Raw genomic sequence first — 19,227 nt, forward strand, 5'->3', positions numbered from 1 at the left:
ACCATGGCCCAATTCAAATGGCTGGCCCCGGCGCGCTGGGCCACACCTGACAACGCCTTCAGCAATACTGAAGCCGATCTCGCCCTGCTGACCAGCGGCGGGTTCAAGAGCTTCTTTGGTCCCTGCGGTTTGCATTCGGTGTTTGGCCGTGCAGGCGGCGGCGGTGGCGGTTCGAGTTTCCGCATCACCGCCGATGACACCCCCAGCGAAACCAACGAGATCCTCGCCGTCTTCGCGCATCCCTTCAACAACCAGACGAGCCGGTGCTTCTGCCGTTCCCCCGAGACGTTTACGCAAACCCCGAATGGCACCATCTTCGTCGCGCCGCATTCCTCCACGATCGTCGTCGCCCGCAGGAGTACAACCGGGGCAGAGGGTGCCCTTGAGACGATCGATCTGGCGGCGCTAGGCCGCAATCGCTGGCCCATCACCGTGCGGCTGAGAGTCGAAGGCACCGGGACCGTCAGCGTCTTCGCCAGGGCCTGGCCCATTGGCGAGCCCGAGCCTACCCTCTGGGATGTCACCACGACCTATACCAGCACCAACGACGCAGGCTTCTCGGTAATCGGTCGCACAGGCACCGGCTTCCCCGCTTACTTGTCGCATTTCTCGACGGGGACCGAGGGCGATAGCGCGCCGCCCCTTTATGGCGCCCTGTCGGGCATCGTGCGCGCAGACGACGCGCCGGTCTCGCGACCCGTGGTCGCTGTCGCCCGGGGGGAGCAGAAATACCTGTTTCATGGCCAAAGCGATGGTAGCGGAGAGTTCTCGCTGCCGGCCCTGATCGGGTTTGACTACACGGTCTTCGCCCTCGATCCGCTCGCGGGGCCCTACAACGCCGCAGTTGTGGACAAGGTCGCCTTAGCCTGAACGCAGTTCAGATTGCCCGTTTGGCCAGAAGCGACGAAACACCTCTCAGGATTTTGCCACCATGACACCAAGCCGCTCTGGCGAGCACCATGTTCGTATGCCCGATTCCGAGTTCGAGGACCTGCTGGCGCGCGCCGCCGAGGCCGGTGCCCAGCGCGCGCTGGCCAATGTCGGCCTCGACGGCGAAGAAGCCGCCCTCGACATCCGCGATCTGCGCTCCCTGCTCGATTGCATCCGGCTCGTGCGCCGCACCGCGATGCAGACGGCCGTGCGGATGATCACCACCGGCGTGATGCTCGGCCTGCTCGCCGGGATCGCCCTCAAGCTCAAGATCTTTGGTTCAAGCCCCTAGCGCTACGCATAGCCCCCTTTCCCAATCCCCACCCCAACCCGCCCCAGAGGCGGGTTTTGTCTAATTGGAGGACATCATGACGACCCTGACCTATGCCCATTGGCGCGACGTGCGCGAAACCGTCTGGCATTGGCCCAGCTTCTCTCCGGCGGAAATTGCCTGCCGCGGCACTGGCGCCCTCAAGATCAACACGGAAGCGATGGACGCGCTGCAGCGTCTGCGCAATCGGCTCGCCAAGCCGCTGATCGTGCTGTCGGCCTATCGTAGCCCGGAGCATAACCGCGCCGTCGGCGGCGCGCCGGCGTCCAGGCACATGCAGGGCACCGCCTTCGACATCGCCATGTCGAACCACGACCCCGTGGCGTTTGAGCAAGCGGCACGCGCGATGGGGTTCCTTGGCTTTGGGTACTATCCCCGCTCGGGCTTCATGCACATCGATCTGGGCCCAGCGCGGTCTTGGGGTGGCCGCTTCCCGGTCCAGGCAACGGCGTTCGTCGAGGAAACACCACCCGCGCGCGAAGTGCTGGCCCAGAGCCGGACGCTGCGCGGCACCGGGGCTGCTGGCGTGGCGACCGTCGGCGCGGCTGGGGTCGAGCTTGCGCAGGACGTTCTGGCTGAAGCGCAGGACGCGGTGTTACCGCTGGTGCCGTATCTCGACACATTGCGCTGGGTGTTCATCGCCGTGGCGCTGGGCGGGATTGCCGTCGCGGTCTGGGCGAGGATCGATGATTGGACGCGAGGGCGGCGATGATGTTTAGCAGCCTGCTGGCCGGGGTCCTCGCCCGGCCATGGGCGCGGCGGGTGGCGATAATCGCTCTCGCCGCGCTCACGATCACACTCTTCCTTCTCAACCTCCGCCGAATGGGTGAGCGCGCAGGCCGTGCAGCCGAGCGGATCAACATGCTGGAGCCCACCAATGAAGTCCAACGCCGGATGTTGCAGGCGGCCGTTCGCCGTCCTCGTGATCGCAATGAGCTGGTTGACCGGTTGCGCGACGGCGGATTCTGAAGCGATGGGCTTTGCGGCCTGTCCGCCGATCGTGGAATACAGCCGAGAGTTTCGGGCGCGGGCAGCAGAGGAATTGACGCTGTTGCCAAATGGATCAGCCATCGTCGAGATGGTGGCCGATTACGTTGTTTTGAGGGATCAGGCGAGATTGTGTTAACTATCGATCGAGATACGGTTGCACATGAAACTCCAATTCTGACGTTCTCGCCTGCTGAGCAGGAACGCGAGTTGCAGCCAGCACTTATCAAGCATAGAAAGGGCCTAGAACCCTTGCTTGCAACGAATGCCGACACCGATGCCGCGCAATATGCTTTTCATAGTCCTCATGATCGCCGCGGTTTTTCTTGGCGCTTTTCCGCATGGGTCCATGGCGAGTGGTGCAACCGAAGCTTCTGAGGCATGTTTCCACGACGAGCTCGGGACGGTGATGGATGGAAATCGCTCCCATCCGTGCGGAGATGGGGATCAGTCGATGAGTGGCGCTTGCGCTATCGGCTGTCAGGGACCAACCGCATTTTGGGCGCTGTCTGTTGGAATAGCGGCGATTGAGTTCAGCCAAGCCCCCCTTTGGATGCCGACACTTCTCGCATTGTCCGGTCGACCGATAGATCCTGCTGACCGACCTCCAAGAACCCTCTGAAGAGCTCGATATCTGAGCAGGACTGCAGTCTTTTCGCTGTGGCGTTGTGTCGACCTGTTGCCTATCTCCTTGGCTGCCTTCGTGCTTTCAAGACGGGTCATGCAGTAAACGTAATGCTGACGCAAACGGCCGCTTTTTCTGGTTCTGATGATATGCGAGTTCGCTTTGCCTGATTGTCAAACTGCTGCCGGAACGAAACCTATTTCCGGCGGCCAAATCAAGTGCTGGCGTTAACACCGCAACCGGTTCCGATGACTTGAAGATGATCGAGTATCGCGGCCGCAGGTTTCGCCGAAAAAAGAGACATGAAATCATGAACAAGAGACTTATTGGCGCGCTGGTGGTCATAGCTGTTGCTGGGGCCGGCTGGTATTGGACACAAACGCCCTCCATCGACAATCCGGCCCCCGTCTCTGTGGAGGCAGCCGCAGCTCAGGAACCGGGATCACCACTTGTGGAGGTCATTGTTCCCGCCACGCTTTCGGCACAGGCGCAAACCGGCGAGACCTATTTCAATGCCGTCTGCGCGGCCTGTCATGGCGCGAATGCTGCGGGACAGGACGGTGTCGCGCCACCGCTTGTGCACCGCATCTACGAGCCGTCGCACCACGGGGACATGGCCTTTGTTCTGGCGGCGCGCAATGGCGTCCGGGCGCATCATTGGCCGTTCGGCAACATGCCGCCAATCGAACAACCTCTGACAGATGGCGAACTCGGCGCCATTGTTTCTTATGTGCGAGAATTGCAACGCGCAAACGGGATCAACTGATGTGGCATAAACCCAGCCGGACCCGTTGGTGCGACTCCGGTCTACAGAAATGAAGACCAGCATCCTTGTTCTCGCTGGCGCGGCCCTTGTGGGGATCATCGGGGCCGCCTTGCATATCTCCGCCCGCGACGGGGCCACATGGTCGCGCGGCCGGGCTTTGTACGATGCCAATTGCGCCGCATGCCATGGGGGAAACCTCGAAGGTCAGCCGAATTGGCAGAGCCCCGGGGCGGATGGGCAGTTGCCCGCGCCGCCCCATGATGCCACGGGCCATACGTGGCATCATTCCGACGCCGACCTGATCGCCTACATCACCTTGGGCGGCGCGGAGGCGCTGGCGCAGATGGGCGTAACCTATGACAGCGGCATGCCCGGTTACGGCAACCAACTGAATGCGGAAGAGATCGCCGATATTCTGGACTATATCAAATCGCGCTGGCCCGAGCGTGAGCGCCGCTACCAGGCTGAGCGGACTGCGTCCGACGGTGGACAATAGAGCAGATCACGGCAAGGCCGCGGGGTATCCGGCCTGTCCCAGCGCTGCCTGGATTTGAACAGCGTCAAGGGTGCTTTCGACCGAAATGCGCCGCGCCGCCATGTCAAAGTCGATCCGTGCCGCTGGGTCGAGGGCTTGGATGGTCGTCTCGATCGTCGCCTTGCAATGACCGCAGCTCATGTCGGGAATATGGTAGGTCGCCATTCTCAATCTCCTATTGAAGGTGTCTAAAGGTCAACGCGCCGCAACCGCAAGGCGTTGGAAATCACCGAAACCGAAGACAGGCTCATCGCCGCCGCCGCGATCATCGGCGACAACAGCAACCCGGTCACCGGGTACAGCAGCCCCGCCGCGATGGGCACGCCAAGCGCGTTGTAGGCGAAGGCGAAGAACAGGTTCTGTTTGATGTTGCGCAGGGTCGCCCGCGCCAGTTTGCGCGCCCGCACGATACCCATCAGATCACCGCCCAACAGCGTGATGCCTGCACTTTCCATGGCCACGTCGGCCCCGGTGCCCATGGCGATGCCGACATCGGCGGCGGCTAGCGCGGGGGCGTCGTTCACCCCATCGCCTGCCATGGCGATCTTGTGGCCGTCGCGGCGCAACTGGTCGATCAGGTCCTTCTTGGCCTCGGGCAGAACACCCGCGCGCACTTCGTCGATGCCGAGTTTACTCGCAACCGCTTGCGCCGTGCGTTCATTGTCGCCCGTCGCCATAATAACACGCAGCCCCTGCGCGTGCAGCTCCTTGATCGCCTGCGCGGTGCTGTCCTTGATAGGGTCGGCCACGGCCACGATGCCCGCCAGCGCCCCATCAACCGCGATGAACATCGCCGTCTTGCCCTCGGCGCGCAGGCTGTCGGCTTTTACCTCTGCCTGCGTCGTCTCCAGACCCAACTCCTTCATCATCGCCGTGTTGCCGAGCGCGACCGTGCGCCCGCCGACCTGACCGCGCACACCCTTGCCGGTGATGGCCTCGAAATCCTTGGCCTCTTGGCGGGCGGTGCCTGCCGCTTCTGCGCCTTCCACGATTGCTTCAGCCAGAGGATGCTCTGACCCGCGTTCAAGGGCCGCTGCCAATGACAGCAGGTCCGCCTCGGCCACATCCCCCAGTGTCACAGTGTCGGTCAGCTTCGGCTTGCCCATGGTCAGCGTGCCAGTCTTGTCGACGATCAGCGTATCAACGCCCGCCATACGTTCCAGCGCCTCGGCATCCTTGATCAGCACGCCCGCCTGCGCGCCGCGCCCCGCCGCCGTGGTGATCGAGATCGGCGTGGCGAGGCCCAGCGCGCACGGACAGGCGATGATCAGCACCGAGACGGCTGAAGCGATGGCAAAAACCAGTGCGGGTTCGGGCCCGAAGATCATCCACACGACGAAAGCAAAGACCGCGATACCAACGACCGTCGGCACAAATATGGCTGAGACCCGGTCCGCTAGTCCCTGGATTGGGGCCCGTGATCGCCGTGCGTTCGATACCATCGTCACGATTTGCGCCAGCACGGTATCCGCGCCAACCTTGCCCGCCTCGATCACCAAAGAGCCGTTTTTGTTGATCGTGGCGCCTGTCACAGTATCGCCGGGGCCCTTTTCCACTGGCATCGACTCGCCGGTCAGCATGCTCTCGTCCAGCGATGACCGCCCCTCGATCACCGTGCCGTCCACCGGCACCGCGTCGCCGGGACGCACCCGCAGGCGGTCGCCCTCCATGATGTTTTCCAAGGGCGCATCATATTCCGTGCCATCGGGCAGAATGCGCCGCGCTGTCTTGGGTGCCAGATCCAAAAGCGCGCGGATCGCGTCGCCGGTACGCTCGCGGGCGCGCAATTCCAGCACTTGGCCGACAAACACCAGTGCGATGATCACCACCGCCGCCTCGAAATAGGTGCCGACGCCTTGACCCATGCGATACTGCTCAGGAAACACGCCCGGCAGGAACGTCGCGAAGATCGAATAGAGATACGCCGCCCCCACGCCGAGACTGATCAGCGTCCACATGTTGGGCGAGCGGTTTACCAGCGAGTCCCAGCCGCGCATGAAGAACGGCAATGCTGCCCACAGAACGATGGGCGTCGCCAGCACGAATTCGAGATAGCTGGCTGTTTGGTGTCCGATCCAGTCGCGGACTGGCAGACCCACCAGTTCGCCCATTGTCAGAATGATCAGCGGCACAGCCGCCGCCGCAGAGATCCACATCCGCCGGGTGAAGTCGGTCAACTCATGGCTGGGTTCATCGGAGGGCACCATCGGCTCCAGCGCCATGCCGCAGAGTGGGCAGGCCCCCGGCGCATCGCGGACGATCTCGGGGTGCATTGGGCAGGTGTACTGAACGTTGGCCGGAGCGGCCGTCTTGTGCCTAGCGGCCCGCCCCGAGGCGTAGAACCAGGGATCACCCTTGAATTTTGTTTGGCATTTGTCTGAGCAGAATTGGAAGGTCTCGTCCCCGAACTCTGCGTGCCGTCCGTCGGGTTTGACAGCGACCGTCATCCCGCACACAGGGTCCTTTGCCGTCTCGGATCCTGCCGGGAGTTCGGTTGCTACTTGATGATGATCGTGGTCCATGAAGTACCAGCCTTTCAGTTGTTTTTCAGCCTAGTGCTTCCAGTCACTGGAAGCTCAAGTCCTTTCTCAAGGGTTGTCGTGAGCGCCTTCCGTTGCCGGGTTCCGCGCGAGAAAGATCCGCACGAATACAAACACCAGCGCCATGCCGACGAGGCCAATCACGACGATCATCGGGTCGGATTGTCCTTTCATCGCGGCGAAGGCGGCCAGCACCACAGCGTCGAGGGTGATAGCCGTCAGCAGCACCCATCCTTTCGCGCCGATCTCCTCGCGCAGATGCCGGAACACGCCCCAATGGATGATCATGTCCATGACCAGATAGAAGAAGGCGCCGAGCGAGGCGATCCGGCTGAGGTCAAAGAAGATCGTCAGGAAACCTGCGATCACAACGGTGTAGACGAGCGTATGGTCCTTGATCGTGCCCGGCATACCGAAATGGCTATGCGGGATCATCTTCATGTCGGTCAACATCGCCAGCATCCGAGACACCGCGAAAACGCTGGCGATCAGGCCCGACGCGGTGGCCACAAGTGCCAGCGCCACCGTCAGGTAGAAGCCTGTCTGCCCAAGGGAGGGCTCAGCGGCTTCGGCCAGCGCGTAATCCTTGGCCGCCACGATGCGGTCGAGCGGCAAGCTGGAGCCAACGGCGAAGGCGACCAGCAGATAGACGACCACGCAGATCGCGATGGACAAGATGATGGCCCGGCCGACGTTGCGGTGCGGGTCAGTGACCTCCGCGCCGCTGTTCGTGATTGTGGTAAAGCCCTTGAAAGCCAGGATCGAAAGTGCCACCGATGCCACGAAGCCGGTGGCACCCGCGTCGCCGCCGGTTGCCTCGAACGACAGACCACTGGCCCAAAGCGCAGAAACCCCAAACAGCGCGATGCCGCCCACCTTGAGAATGGCCATGACGACGGACAACAGCCCGACCGACCGGTTGCCCGAGACATTCACGAGATAGGCGAAAACGATCAGCCCGGCGCCGAGGACCGGCACAAGAACGCTGTCCGGATCGCCGCCGAATGCTCGGAGGGTGTAGGTTCCGAAGGTGCGCGCGACGAGGCTTTCGTTGATGACCATCGACAGCGCCATCAGGAGCGAGGCACCCGCCGCGACTGTCGTCGGTCCATAGGCCTTCTTCAGGATCATCCCAATGCCGCCCGCGGACGGGTATTCGTTCGACATCTTGATGTAGGTGTATGCGCTGAAGGCGGTCACCATGGCGCCCATAGCAAATGAGAGCGGGAAGAGCGGTCCGGCAAGCTCGGCGATCTGCCCGGTCAGAGCGAAGATGCCCGCACCGATCATTACGCCTGTCCCCATGGCGACTGCGCCCAAGAGGGTGATGCTGTTTTTCTTGTAACCGTCCACCATCGCCATGTTTCTCCTATACCTCTTAATGTCCGCGAGCGGCCCAGCACATGTCGCACCGGGGATCGCCTGCCGACAGCGTCTGGCGCCGAACATAATGGCCACGCTGTCCATCATCGGCGATCAGATCGGCACCCGGCCAATCATACTTGCACCAGCTTTGCCGAAATGCCTCGAGATCACCACGATCCCCTTGGGTGGCGATGAGGGTGCGGACGAAGGTCTGCGGCGGGCAATGCGTGAAGTCGGTCAGGATGTCAGGACCTTCAGTGCGCACATTGACCGCGTAGCCGGGTGCTCCGGGTGCGCTGAACGGAAACCGAAGCAAAAGCCGGATCGTTCGTCGCAGGCGCCGCCCAGGATCGCGCGAGGTCAGCCGAAACGGAAGGGACGTCAGGCGCAGGAGCCGGGCGTAGTAGTCCCAACCCACATCTGCTACAAGAGCGCGAGCGCTGTCTGCCGGGACACCCTCATCGAGCAATACGCGATAGGCGGCGCTAGTGAAAATCGCCATTTCGACCATCAGCCTATTGCCAGCCTTTGGCAAAGCATCGAGATTTGCGACCGGGCGTAAATCCTCGGCCACAGCCGCGACTTTTGACAGGAACCGATCAACATCGGACGGCAACCAGCGGCGAGACGCTTGGCCGTTTTCCGAAATCTCACGGGTCAAGAGAACCCTGCTGGCAGACCGGCCGAGCGTTAACAGGATTATCCGGCGATTGACGGTCCATAGCCTGTCCCTCAGGCGTGCTCGTGGTGTCATGGTTTTCGCCATCAGGGTTCCTCTTTCTCCTGCCGCCGGGTCGCGATCCAGAGCAGCGGCAATCCGGTGACCAGGCCGAGGCCGAGGACCGCCCATGTCGCTTGCCCGAGGTCTCCGCTGACCGCTTCGCCGCCGAAATGGGCTAACAAGAAGCTTGCCGGAACGATCCCGGCCAGTGTCGCGAACGCGAAACGCCAGGCATGCAGGCGGCTGAGCCCCGCCGCATAACTGATCATGTCGAAGGACACGAAGGGCATCAGACGGCTGGCAAAGACCGTTGTCGTCAACGCGGTCTGCGACCCGAGCAGGCCGACGTCCACGCGGTCTCCGAATACCCGCCGCAAGACGTCATGCCCCAGAATGCGCGCCAGCGCGAAGGCGATCAAGGCGCCAAGCTCGGCGCCGATCACCACAAGCGCCGTTCCCCAGATATGTCCATAGGCAGCCCCGGCGGCCAGCGCGATCGGAGCGCTGGGGATCGGGCTCGCCACGACTGCAAGGGTCATGAGCGTAACGATTAGAACCGGCCCCCAAAGGCCTGCTCGGGCGACCAGCGTCCTCAGACGCTCTCCGTCCATCAATCCACGCGCCTCGGCGAACACCGAAGGGGCGAACTGCCAGACGCCGAGAAGGACGATCCCGAGGATCGCCAGCGCCACGAGGATGATGGCGCGCAGGGTCACCTCAGACCGCCGCGACAGCCTTGGCCAGTAGGTCGCGGACTTGACCCGCGACGGCCGTCAATTCGGGATTCTCAATCGCCTGCATCGATGCCACCGGGTCGATAGCGCTGACCTCTACTCCGCCCTCGACTTCGCGCAGGATGACGTTGCAGGGCAGCATCGCACCGACGCGCGGTTCCAGACCGATGGCCTGATGCGCCATCTTCGGGTTGCAAGCGCCAAGGATGCGATAGGCCGGCATCTCGACGTCCAGCTTCATTTTCATCGTCGCCTTGACGTCGATTTCGGTCAGGACGCCGAAGCCGTCCTTTGCCAATGCCGCACGGGTGCGAGCATCGACTGCGTCAAAATCCGCGTTCGCAATCAATCTGTTAATCGTATATGTCATTTTCTCATCCTCGTCTTATTTGCGCAGATACTTGATCAAAGCCGCGATCGACAGGCCGACAACGACCAAGAGCAAGATCATCCACAACCAGCCAAAGCCCATTCCGAACCCCATACCATACCCATCCATAACCCCGTCTCCTTGTGTGTGGTTCCTGACAAACGCCCGTGGGTGTTCATCAGGAACAGTGGGTTACTCAGTTGTCGTCCATCTGACCATGCCGTGACCGGGGCATGTCGCCTTGTGCCGCGTGGCCATGATCATACCCGCCAGCGGAACCCTGCCCATGGCCTTGCATCATATCAGCCAGCGCCATCATTTCGGCATCGGTCACTTGAGCGTCGCCATCGGCGTCATGCATCTGAAAGACGCGCACCATCATCGGGCGGATATGCGCGGCATGCATCGTGGCGAATTCGTCCAGCGACAAGGTGCCGTCAGCATTTGCGTCATAGCTGGTGATCTCGCCTGCGATCCCCGCGGCGCGTTCTTCGTCGCTGAGGGTGCCGTCACCGTCGGTATCATGCGCCGCCATCGTCGAGGTCATGCCGGCGCCCATCATGCCGCCCATCATGCCGTATTGACCGCCCATCATACCCATTCCGCCCCCCATCATTCCGCCATGCGGCATCTGGGATTGCTGGGCAATCACCGGCACAGCGGCGGCGGCAAGGCCAAGTGTGGCAACGGCTGCAAAGGCAAGTTTGGTTGAACGTTTCATTCTGTCTCTCCTAGACTTTATTTCGATGAGACCAATCTGGGGGGCAGGTGTCGCACAGGTTTGTCAGTCGGAGGGCTTTTTGTATCAATCTGTCGCAAGACCCGCCCTCGCGACATCTTGCGACACGAATTCTTTCGGCTCGCCGCGGTTGTCGGCTATGAACAGCGCAAGGAGCCGTCCATGACAAACACCCCGCATATCCTGATCGTTGATGACAACCGCGAAATCCGCGATGCGCTGGCGCGCTATCTGGACAAGAACGGAATGCGGGCTTCGGTCGCCAAGGATGCGGTTGCCATGGATGTAATGCTCAAAACCGGGCGCTATGACCTTGTCGTGCTGGACGTCATGATGCCGGGTGAAGACGGGTTGTCGGTTTGCCGTCGCCTTCGCGCCAAGGGCGAGATGCCGATTCTGATGCTTACGGCCCTCGGCGAAGACACCGATCGGATCGTCGGGCTTGAGGTTGGCGCCGATGATTACCTGTGCAAACCCTTCAATCCGCGCGAACTTCTGGCCCGGATCAAAGCGATACTGCGTCGCTCGGAGCGCACTCAAACACTTGGTGGGACGCTTGTTGGCCGCAAGCTTGCCTTCGACCGATGGGTCCTGAATGTTGACCAGAAAACGCTTGCTGACGACGATGGCCACGAAGTTGCGCTTACCACCGCCGAGTTTCGCCTTTTGTCAGTTCTTCTGGAACGCCCGCGATTTGTCCTCAGCCGCGATCAATTGCTGGATCTGACCTCCGGCCGCTCTGCGCAGGTTTTTGATCGCACGATCGACAACCAGATCAGCCGACTGCGCCGCAAGATCGAGGCCGATCCGGCAAACCCGGTCCTGATCACCACGATTTGGGGCGGCGGCTATAGCTTTTCTTCCGATGTGAGGGAACTGACATGACCAGAATGGGCCGCTTCATGCCACGATCCCTTGGCGGGCAGTTACTGGCCCTGCTGCTTCTTGCTTTGGTCGTGACGCAGACGCTCAGTTTGATCTTGCTAGCCGACGAACGCAACCGCGCCGTACGCGCCGCTTTGGGGCTCGAAGCGGCCGGGCGCGCGGCGAATGTTGTATTGCTGCTCGACGAGGCTCCAGCCGACCTGCGGTCTTCGATCTTGCGGGCCGCCAACTCGCCGCTCGTCCGATTTTCAATCGCTCCTGAGCCCGAAGCCACGCATGATAGCGACGACTCGCGCGGCGTTCGGGATCAGATCACCCAAATTCTTGGGCGGGATGACCGAACGATCCACGTCGATATCCATGCCCTGACTTTTCCAGCACCGCAGTCCCTGATCGACGTTCCCCCTGACATGCGTGCGATGCACGAGGCGATGATGGCAAGTCAGCCCGAGGCGGTGGAAATGACGCTGTCAATCGCACTGCCGGGCGGGGAGTGGCTGAATGTCCGAACGATGTTTCAGCGCCCCGGTCCGCAGCTTTCACCCCAGGCTTTGTTGCCGGTCTTTCTCATGATCTTGTCGCTGGGTCTGATCACGACGTGGACGGTGGGCCGCGTCGTCCGCCCGATCCGCGCCTTAGCAGAGAGTGCTGATCGGCTGGGGCGTGGTCTGACAACAAATCCACTGGATGAGGCTGGCCCAAGCGAAATTCGTGCGACGATGAGGGCGTTCAACCGGATGCAGGACCGCGTGACCCGGCATTCGAGTGAGCGCGCGCAAATGCTGGCAGCCCTGAGCCATGACTTGCGCTCGCCGCTCACGGCCATGCGCTTGCGCATTGCGCTCTTGGATGAAACCGAGGACAGCCTGCGTTTGGGAGCACTGGTCGACGACATGCAAACGATGGTCGAAGGAACGCTCGACTATGCGCGCGGGGTCGCGCAGGCTGAGCCCCTTGTCGCGATCGACCTTGCAAAGCTCCTTGCGGATCTGGTCAGTGACGTCGGCCCTGGCAAGGCGGTTCTGTCGGCTCAAGGCCCGATCCTTGCAACGGTTCGTGCCAACAGTATCACCCGCGCGCTTCGCAATCTGATCGACAACGCGGTGTCCTATGGGTCACAGGCACGCGTCACGCTGCGGGCCGAACCCGATGCCCTTGTCATCGACATCGCGGATGCGGGTCCGGGTCTGCCCGAGGATCAGTTGGAAACCGTGTTCGAACCATTCACGCGCGCAGAAACCTCGCGAAACCGCGAAACCGGGGGATCGGGGCTGGGCCTTGCGATCACCCGCGCCATTATCCAAGCGCATGACGGGACCGTCACATTGAGCAATGGAGTCGATGGCGGGCTGGTCGCCAAGGTCCGGCTACCTCGTGACGATATGTCAGGGTCGGCATGATCTATCGACGTCAACACGGTGGCTCACGAACGCGTCAGACCCGTCACGGGCGCGCCGATTCTGCATTGCAGGGAAAAATTTCGTCCGTTAGGTTCAGACAATGAATATGCGTGTGATACATCTTTTTGCGATTGTTTTGATTGCCTTTGCCTTGATTGGCTCAGGCGCAAACGCTGTCACGATGTCGCACGGCATGCCGTCGGTCGCGCAGTCAGATCACATGTCCGGTGACGACGTTACGCTGGTGCAACAACACTGTGCCGAGACCGGCACCTCGTCGCAGCCAATGTCTGATCACCATGACAGCGGGAGTTCTTGCTGTCAGGCCATGTGTGCAGCAGTCGTTCTGTTGCCGGTTTTTGCTGACCACGCAAACGCGCTTTCATTGTCACGCGCTCCTCGCGCTGACCTTCAAGATCTGCACCTGCCATCGCATGATGACGGGTCACTGCGTCGACCACCCAAAGCCTGATCTGTCTCGTCGCGCGGACTAGCTGATGCTGGTCCGTATCGGTTTGATACGATTCAGGACATTCCATGAAAATTCACCTACTGGCGGCATTGCCGCTGGCGCTGGCTGCCTGTGCAGCACCAGCCGCACTGCCTGATGGCGCTGCGCTGACCACAGCCGCCGATCCCGCTATCTCGCGTAGTGCGGCCACGATGCCCGCGCTTTTGACCAACTTCACGCCGCGTCCGGTTGTCAGACCCGGCGATTGGCAACGGCTGAACGACCTTCAGGCACCGGGCGGGGCGCAGAGCCGATGATGCGCCCGATTGTGATGAGTTTGAGCGCGGCACTGACTTTGTCTGCCTGCGCCAATCCAGACCTGACCGCGGCGTTGTCCGCCCGTGAACCCGGCTTTGAAGAGGTAAGAAGTGTCACCGAGACAGTCATGCGCCAAGACACCGTTTGGCTGCAGGATGCCGATCAGATCCGCCAGACTGCCGAACGCGTTCATGGAATGGTGCATGAACGCACCATTACGGCAGACCAAGCGGTGCAAGTTGCGCTTCTGAACAATCGGGGCCTGCAAGCGTCTTACGCCGAACTGGGCATGACCTCGGCCGAGATCTGGCAGTCCACATTGCAGCCAAACCCGGTGGTCTCGCTCGGCGTTCTAGGCATCGGGGCTGAGGGCGTCGGGGCGTGGCGCGCAATTGAAGGGATTATCGCCAACAACATCTTGTCGCTGGCCACTTCCGGGCGTCGCGACCGGGTTGCAGACGTTCGGTTTCGCCAAGCGCAATTGCGCGCCGCTGAAGCGACCTTGGCTGTCGGTCTTGAAGCGCGCACGGCCTGGATTGACGCCGTCGCCGCGTTTGAGACCGCCGGGCTGTTGCGCGATGCAGAATCCACCGCCGATGCTGCGTCAGAGTTGGCAGCGCGGCTGGGCGAAACTGGGTTCTTGAACCGGTCGGATCAGGCCCGCGAACAAGCCTTGCACGCAGAGTTGGCGGGGCAGCGCGCCCGGGCGCGGTTGGACGCACAACTGGCCAAGGAACGGCTGACACGTGCCCTGGGACTTTGGGGCACCGAGGTCGATTACTTTGTGCCCAACGCCTTGCCCGCCTTGCCACGCGCACCCAGCGCGCAGCGCGGTGTTGAAGCCGAAGCTTTGGCGGGCCGGGTCGATCTGGCGATTGCGCGGCTTGAACTGGAAGCTGTCGCACGCGAACACAATCTGACCCAAGCCACCCGGATCGTCAGCGATCTGGAGATCATCGCCGGGTTCGAAACCGAACGCGAAAATGCCGGAGGTGTGATTGAGACTTCCACCACCCCGCAGCTTGAAATCGAGTTCGCCATTCCGATCTTTGACAGCGGCGAAGCAAGGATGCGGCGTGCCGAGACCGCCTATCTGCGTGCCGCGCATCAACTGGCGGAACGGGCGGTCACGGTGCGCTCAGAAGCACGCGCAGCCCATGCCGAATACGTCGGCGCACACCGTATCGCGACCCACTACCGCGATACCTTGCTGCCGCTGCGCCGCACGATCGAGGCCGAGGCTCTGCTCAGTTACAACGGCATGATCACTACAACCTTTGAGCTACTCGCCGACACGCGTGAGGCGCTGAACGCAGGCTTGATGGAATCCGGTGCGCGCGCCGATTTCTGGCGCGCCGAAGCGGCCATGATGGGTGCGATTTACGGCGGCGGCGATGCTGCGGGCGGCGGCGGAGGTGGCGCATCTGCCGCCATCGCCGGTGCCAGCCCTGGTCATTGATAGAAAGAGAACCCCATGTATAGACGTCAAATTCTGGGTGCCGGTGCCTCGCTTATCGCGACAGGGGCCTGGGCGCAAACTTCCAACCAACAGATCCCCGAGGCCCCGGTGGCCGTCAGCAGCCATACGCAAGTGCCACCGAGCCCCAACCAGGGCCGTGATTATAACCCCGTGGTCACGCTGAACGGCTGGTCCCTGCCATTTCGCATGAAGGACAATGTCAAAGAGTTCCACTTGATCGCCGAACCCGTCGAGCGCGAACTCTCAGAGGACACCGTTGCCCGGCTGTGGGGATATAACGGCTCTTCGACTGGCCCCACGATTGAGGCCGTCGAGGGCGACCGGGTGCGCATTTTTGTCACCAACCGGCTGCCTGAGCACACCTCGGTGCATTGGCACGGGTTGATCCTGCCGTCGGGTATGGACGGGGTTGGCGGGTTATCACACCCCGGTATCCCGCCCGGCAAAACCTTTGTCTACGAGTTCGACCTGACCAAGTCCGGCACCTTCATGTATCACCCACACGCCGACGAGATGGTGCAAATGGCGATGGGCATGATGGGGCTGTTCATCGTGCATCCGCGCGATCCGGCCTTCATGCCGGTGGACCGCGATTTTGCGTTCCTGCTCAATGCGTTCGACCTCAACCCCGGTGCCAGTGTGCCGCGCATCATGACGATGACAGACTTCAATCTGTGGTGCTGGAACAGTCGCATGTTCCCCGACATCGACCCGCTGGTGGTGCGCCAGGGCGACAGGGTGCGCGTCCGCGTCGGCAACCTGACGATGACCAACCACCCGATCCACATGCATGGCTATGACTTTGAGGTCACCGGCACCGATGGCGGTTGGGTTCCGCCCGGAGCGCGCTGGCCCGAGGTGTCGATCGACATCCCGGTCGGTGCGATGCGTGCGTATGAGTTCGACGCCATCCACCCCGGCGACTGGGCGATCCATTGCCACAAGTCGCACCACACGATGAACGCGATGGGGCACGACATTCCAACGCTGATCGGAGCGGATCAATCGCGCGCCACCAGCCTCATTCGCCGCCATCAACGCAGCTTCATGCCGATGGGCTCTGATGGCATGGCCGAGATGGGCGAGATGGAGATGCCCCTGCCCGCCAACACAACGCCGATGATGACCGGGTGGGGACCGCATGGCCCGATTGAGATGGGCGGCATGTTCTCGGTGGTCAAAGTGCGCCCGGACATTGCGCCCGACGATTACGCAGATCCCGGTTGGTATGAAAACCCACCCGGCACCGAGGCCGCCGAATGGACTGGCGATATGCCAGACGTCACCCGCAACACCGACGCAAGAACCACCCTCACCCCGCGCCCGACACGCGCGACCAATCTCTGACGTCAACAAAGGAAAACCCATGACACAGAAAATCACCACAGCCATCTGCGCCCTGCTGCTCTCGGCAAGCACGGCGTTCGCCTCGGGTACGCACTCAGATTCCCATGACAATGACATGGAAATCGGCCGTCCCGGTCAGGCCGCCGATGTCACGCGCACCGTCGAGATTTCGATGGTCGAGCCTGAGGCCGGTGGCATGGCCTATGACCCCAGTGAGCTAACCTTTGCACGCGGCGAAACCGTGCGCTTTGTCGTCACCAATACCGGCTATTTGGACCATGAAATCGTGTTCGACACCGCCGAGGAAATCTTGGACCACGCCGATCTGATGATGAACCAGCCCGAAATGCGCCACGCCGATCCGAACGCCCTAACCCTCGCGCCCGGCGAATCCGGCGAGCTGATCTGGACCTTCAGCCAAGCAGGCACGTTTCAATACGCCTGCCTGATCCCTGGCCACATGGACGCAGGCATGCACGGCCCACTGACCGTCAACTGAACCTTGGAGAAAGACACATGAAACGGACCAAAACCCTGACCCTCGCCGTCGCTTTTGCAGCATTCGCAATGCCCAGCTTTGCCGAGACCTTTGTAAATGGCGTAATCGAGGCCATCGACACCGACCGCGGGCGCCTAACCATCGCTCATGATCCCCTGGTGGACCTTGATATGGAGGCCATGACCATGGTGTTCCGCCTTGCTGAACCGACGATGATTGACGGCCTGACTGTTGGCCAAGCCATCCAGTTTGTCCCCGGCCGCGTCAACGGTCGTCTGACTGTTGTGCAATTGCGCAACGAGTAATTTACAGAACAACGACCACCGCCAGTTGTGAATGCGCAACTGGCGGTGCCAAGGTGCCTGCATCGTTTTGGCCCAAAAACATAGCTTCCCTTTGATTATGAACAAACAAAACGGACTCATATGCCGCATACTAGTCTCGGCGGCCTAAGTGCTTGCTCTCGCTTGCCAGAACCGAGGCAAAGCGCGCAAGAATGCTCTAGGAAAGATCAAAATGAACCGACGCCAATTCCTGACTTCATCTGCTTCAATCCTGGCCGGGGCTGGGATCCTGCCTCTGGCATCCGCTCGCAATGCCTTTGCGCAAACCGGCACGCCAGCGCAGCGGCTCGCAATGCCACCGATACTCGACACGCGCGCGACGGGTCGGCTGGCGTTGCAAGCACAGCCCGGCCGGACCAGTTTTGGCGACGGTCCTGCGGTGGTCACCGCAGGCTTCAATCAGTCCTATCTTGGACCAACCATTGTGATGCAAAATGGCGAACTGGCCACCGAAGTGACCAATGCCCTCGCAGAACCCGTCAGCACTCATTGGCACGGCTTGCTCGCGCCCGGCTCACATGACGGCGGCCCGCACCAGCCCATTGACCCAGGCGCGACGTGGCGGCCCCCTCTGAACATCGCACAAGACCCAGCAACACTCTGGTATCACTCGCATATCCATGAGCGGACAGCCGAGCAGGTGTATTTCGGGCTGGCCGGGGTGATCCACGTGACTGACGGGCAAGACGATGCGCGCGGCCTGCCGTCAGGCTACGGTGTGGATGATCTGACGCTGGTTCTACAAGATCGCCGCTTCGACCGCGCTGGGCGCATGGTCTATGAACCGTCGATGATGGACGTGATGCACGGCTTTCTTGGCAACCGGATGCAGATCAATGGTCAGTCGGGGGCAACAGCAGTCGTGCCGGAGGGGATCGTCCGGCTTCGACTGCTGAACGGGTCAAACGCGCGCATCTACACGCTGTTCTTCGATGATACACGCCCAATGCATTTGGTGGCAACGGATGCTGGCTTCTTGCCCGCGCCAATAGCAATTGAGACCCTGCGGCTTGCGCCCGGCGAGCGGGCAGAGATCCTGGTCGATTTCTCGGCTGGCCCGGCGCCCGTGTTGATGAGCGATCCGGGGCAAGCGTATGGCGTCCTGCAATTCGCCACAGATGGCACCCTGCCCTCGCGCATCACACGCCTGCCCGAACGCCTGGACGGAATTCTAGAAGACCTTATCGGAGCCGAAGTCACAACACGACAAGTCTCGCTCGACATGGGCATGGGCGGCATGATGATGGGCGGCGGATTTGCCATCAACGGGAGCCCCTACGACATGCGCCGGATCGATTTTGAGGTCGCCCTCGGATCGGTTGAACGCTGGCACATCCGCAGTTCCATGGTCGCGCACCCGTTCCATGTCCATGGTGTCCGCTTCCGAGTGGTCACCGAGAACGGCGGCCCCCCGCTCCCTGAGAACACCGGCTGGAAAGATACTTTGTTGGTTCCAGGCGAGGCGGAGATCCTCGCCCGCTTTGACCAACCGGCCAGCGCCGAGACGCCATTCATGTTTCACTGCCATATCCTGGAACATGAAGACGCCGGTATGATGGGGCAATTCACTGTAACCTAGATGCAAAGCAATAAGCGGGCATCGCGGTCACTGGGTCTGGGCAACTTCGGGTCACGCTTTTTTGTACGTGGCTGCATATCGCTGCCCGCTTATGCGCGCTGGTGCGGTTTTTATGCGTCAGTGTTGATGTGGCGTTGATGCAAAACGCATTAGCCTATACACAAGCGAAACGCTCTGGTTTTAAGTCTTTGATTTATTGCGAAATTTTGGTTGCGGGGGTAGGATTTGAACCTACGACCTTCAGGTTATGAGCCTGACGAGCTACCGGGCTGCTCCACCCC

At 61.5% G+C, this 19,227-nt stretch carries 21 protein-coding genes; 14 read left to right on the forward strand and 7 right to left on the reverse strand.

Annotated features, from left to right (window positions below; translation table 11 throughout):
• Positions 1–3: 3 nt before the first annotated feature.
• The 6 genes from EAE28_RS21775 to EAE28_RS21805 all read left to right on the forward strand — a co-directional run bounded on the left by EAE28_RS21775 (position 4) and on the right by EAE28_RS21805 (position 4,135).
• Entirely contained in the window at positions 4–870 is an 867-nt protein-coding gene (locus EAE28_RS21775) for a hypothetical protein (protein WP_127110261.1), read from the forward strand.
• Positions 871–931: 61 nt separating this feature from the next.
• A complete protein-coding gene (locus tag EAE28_RS21780; RefSeq protein ID WP_127110264.1) occupies positions 932–1,222 on the forward strand; it encodes a DUF6127 family protein in 291 nt (96 codons plus the stop codon).
• A gap of 76 nt (positions 1,223–1,298) precedes the next feature.
• Complete coding sequence (locus EAE28_RS21785; RefSeq protein ID WP_127110266.1) at positions 1,299–1,973, forward strand: YcbK family protein; 675 nt, start codon at positions 1,299–1,301, stop codon at positions 1,971–1,973.
• A gap of 165 nt (positions 1,974–2,138) precedes the next feature.
• Positions 2,139–2,387, forward strand: a complete 249-nt coding sequence (locus tag EAE28_RS21795; RefSeq protein WP_127110270.1) for a hypothetical protein — start codon at positions 2,139–2,141, stop codon at positions 2,385–2,387.
• 796 nt (positions 2,388–3,183) lie between these two features.
• Positions 3,184–3,639 (forward strand): c-type cytochrome, encoded by a 456-nt coding sequence (locus EAE28_RS21800; RefSeq protein ID WP_127110304.1) that lies wholly within the window; start codon positions 3,184–3,186, stop codon positions 3,637–3,639.
• A gap of 49 nt (positions 3,640–3,688) precedes the next feature.
• Entirely contained in the window at positions 3,689–4,135 is a 447-nt protein-coding gene (locus tag EAE28_RS21805; RefSeq protein ID WP_127110272.1) for a c-type cytochrome, read from the forward strand.
• A gap of 6 nt (positions 4,136–4,141) precedes the next feature.
• Here EAE28_RS21805 and EAE28_RS21810 read toward each other — a convergent pair whose 3' ends face one another.
• From EAE28_RS21810 to EAE28_RS21840, 7 genes are all read right to left on the reverse strand, one after another.
• Complete coding sequence (locus tag EAE28_RS21810; protein ID WP_127110274.1) at positions 4,142–4,339, reverse strand: heavy-metal-associated domain-containing protein; 198 nt, start codon at positions 4,337–4,339, stop codon at positions 4,142–4,144.
• Between the two features lie 23 nt (positions 4,340–4,362).
• Positions 4,363–6,696: a heavy metal translocating P-type ATPase gene (locus EAE28_RS21815; RefSeq protein ID WP_127110276.1), complete on the reverse strand. Its 2,334-nt coding sequence runs from the start codon at positions 6,694–6,696 to the stop codon at positions 4,363–4,365.
• Between the two features lie 66 nt (positions 6,697–6,762).
• Positions 6,763–8,070 carry an APC family permease gene (locus EAE28_RS21820; protein ID WP_127110306.1) on the reverse strand — a complete coding sequence of 436 codons (1,308 nt, stop codon included), beginning with the start codon at positions 8,068–8,070 and terminating at the stop codon, positions 6,763–6,765.
• A 22-nt stretch (positions 8,071–8,092) separates the two neighbouring features.
• Positions 8,093–8,740, reverse strand: coding sequence for a hypothetical protein (locus EAE28_RS21825; RefSeq protein WP_246022535.1), 648 nt, complete (start codon positions 8,738–8,740; stop codon positions 8,093–8,095).
• Between the two features lie 104 nt (positions 8,741–8,844).
• Positions 8,845–9,516: a TVP38/TMEM64 family protein gene (locus EAE28_RS21830; protein ID WP_127110280.1), complete on the reverse strand. Its 672-nt coding sequence runs from the start codon at positions 9,514–9,516 to the stop codon at positions 8,845–8,847.
• Between the two features lies 1 nt (position 9,517).
• Positions 9,518–9,904 (reverse strand): DUF302 domain-containing protein, encoded by a 387-nt coding sequence (locus EAE28_RS21835; protein ID WP_127110282.1) that lies wholly within the window; start codon positions 9,902–9,904, stop codon positions 9,518–9,520.
• A gap of 196 nt (positions 9,905–10,100) precedes the next feature.
• The gene (locus EAE28_RS21840) at positions 10,101–10,625 is read right to left on the reverse strand and encodes an EF-hand domain-containing protein (RefSeq protein ID WP_127110284.1); all 525 of its coding nucleotides are present in this window, start codon (positions 10,623–10,625) and stop codon (positions 10,101–10,103) included.
• A 180-nt stretch (positions 10,626–10,805) separates the two neighbouring features.
• On the opposite strand from EAE28_RS21840, the gene EAE28_RS21845 reads away from it, so the two are divergent.
• From EAE28_RS21845 to EAE28_RS21875, 8 genes are all read left to right on the forward strand, one after another.
• The gene (locus tag EAE28_RS21845) at positions 10,806–11,528 is read left to right on the forward strand and encodes a response regulator (protein WP_127110286.1); all 723 of its coding nucleotides are present in this window, start codon (positions 10,806–10,808) and stop codon (positions 11,526–11,528) included.
• A gap of 5 nt (positions 11,529–11,533) precedes the next feature.
• Positions 11,534–12,928: an ATP-binding protein gene (locus tag EAE28_RS21850; protein WP_246022537.1), complete on the forward strand. Its 1,395-nt coding sequence runs from the start codon at positions 11,534–11,536 to the stop codon at positions 12,926–12,928.
• Between the two features lie 537 nt (positions 12,929–13,465).
• Positions 13,466–13,696 carry a hypothetical protein gene (locus tag EAE28_RS21855; RefSeq protein ID WP_127110290.1) on the forward strand — a complete coding sequence of 77 codons (231 nt, stop codon included), beginning with the start codon at positions 13,466–13,468 and terminating at the stop codon, positions 13,694–13,696.
• 128 nt (positions 13,697–13,824) lie between these two features.
• Positions 13,825–15,156 (forward strand): TolC family protein, encoded by a 1,332-nt coding sequence (locus EAE28_RS21860; protein WP_246022539.1) that lies wholly within the window; start codon positions 13,825–13,827, stop codon positions 15,154–15,156.
• Between the two features lie 15 nt (positions 15,157–15,171).
• Positions 15,172–16,524: a multicopper oxidase family protein gene (locus EAE28_RS21865; RefSeq protein WP_127110294.1), complete on the forward strand. Its 1,353-nt coding sequence runs from the start codon at positions 15,172–15,174 to the stop codon at positions 16,522–16,524.
• A 19-nt stretch (positions 16,525–16,543) separates the two neighbouring features.
• Positions 16,544–17,023, forward strand: a complete 480-nt coding sequence (locus tag EAE28_RS24270; protein ID WP_246022541.1) for a cupredoxin domain-containing protein — start codon at positions 16,544–16,546, stop codon at positions 17,021–17,023.
• Positions 17,024–17,040: 17 nt separating this feature from the next.
• The gene (locus EAE28_RS24275; RefSeq protein ID WP_246022543.1) at positions 17,041–17,328 is read left to right on the forward strand and encodes a copper-binding protein; all 288 of its coding nucleotides are present in this window, start codon (positions 17,041–17,043) and stop codon (positions 17,326–17,328) included.
• Between the two features lie 211 nt (positions 17,329–17,539).
• Positions 17,540–18,946, forward strand: coding sequence for a multicopper oxidase family protein (locus tag EAE28_RS21875; protein ID WP_164736739.1), 1,407 nt, complete (start codon positions 17,540–17,542; stop codon positions 18,944–18,946).
• Positions 18,947–19,227 lie beyond the last annotated feature (281 nt).

The sequence above is a fragment of the Pararhodobacter zhoushanensis genome (assembly GCF_003990445.1).
In the GTDB taxonomy this organism is placed as follows: domain Bacteria; phylum Pseudomonadota; class Alphaproteobacteria; order Rhodobacterales; family Rhodobacteraceae; genus Pararhodobacter; species Pararhodobacter zhoushanensis.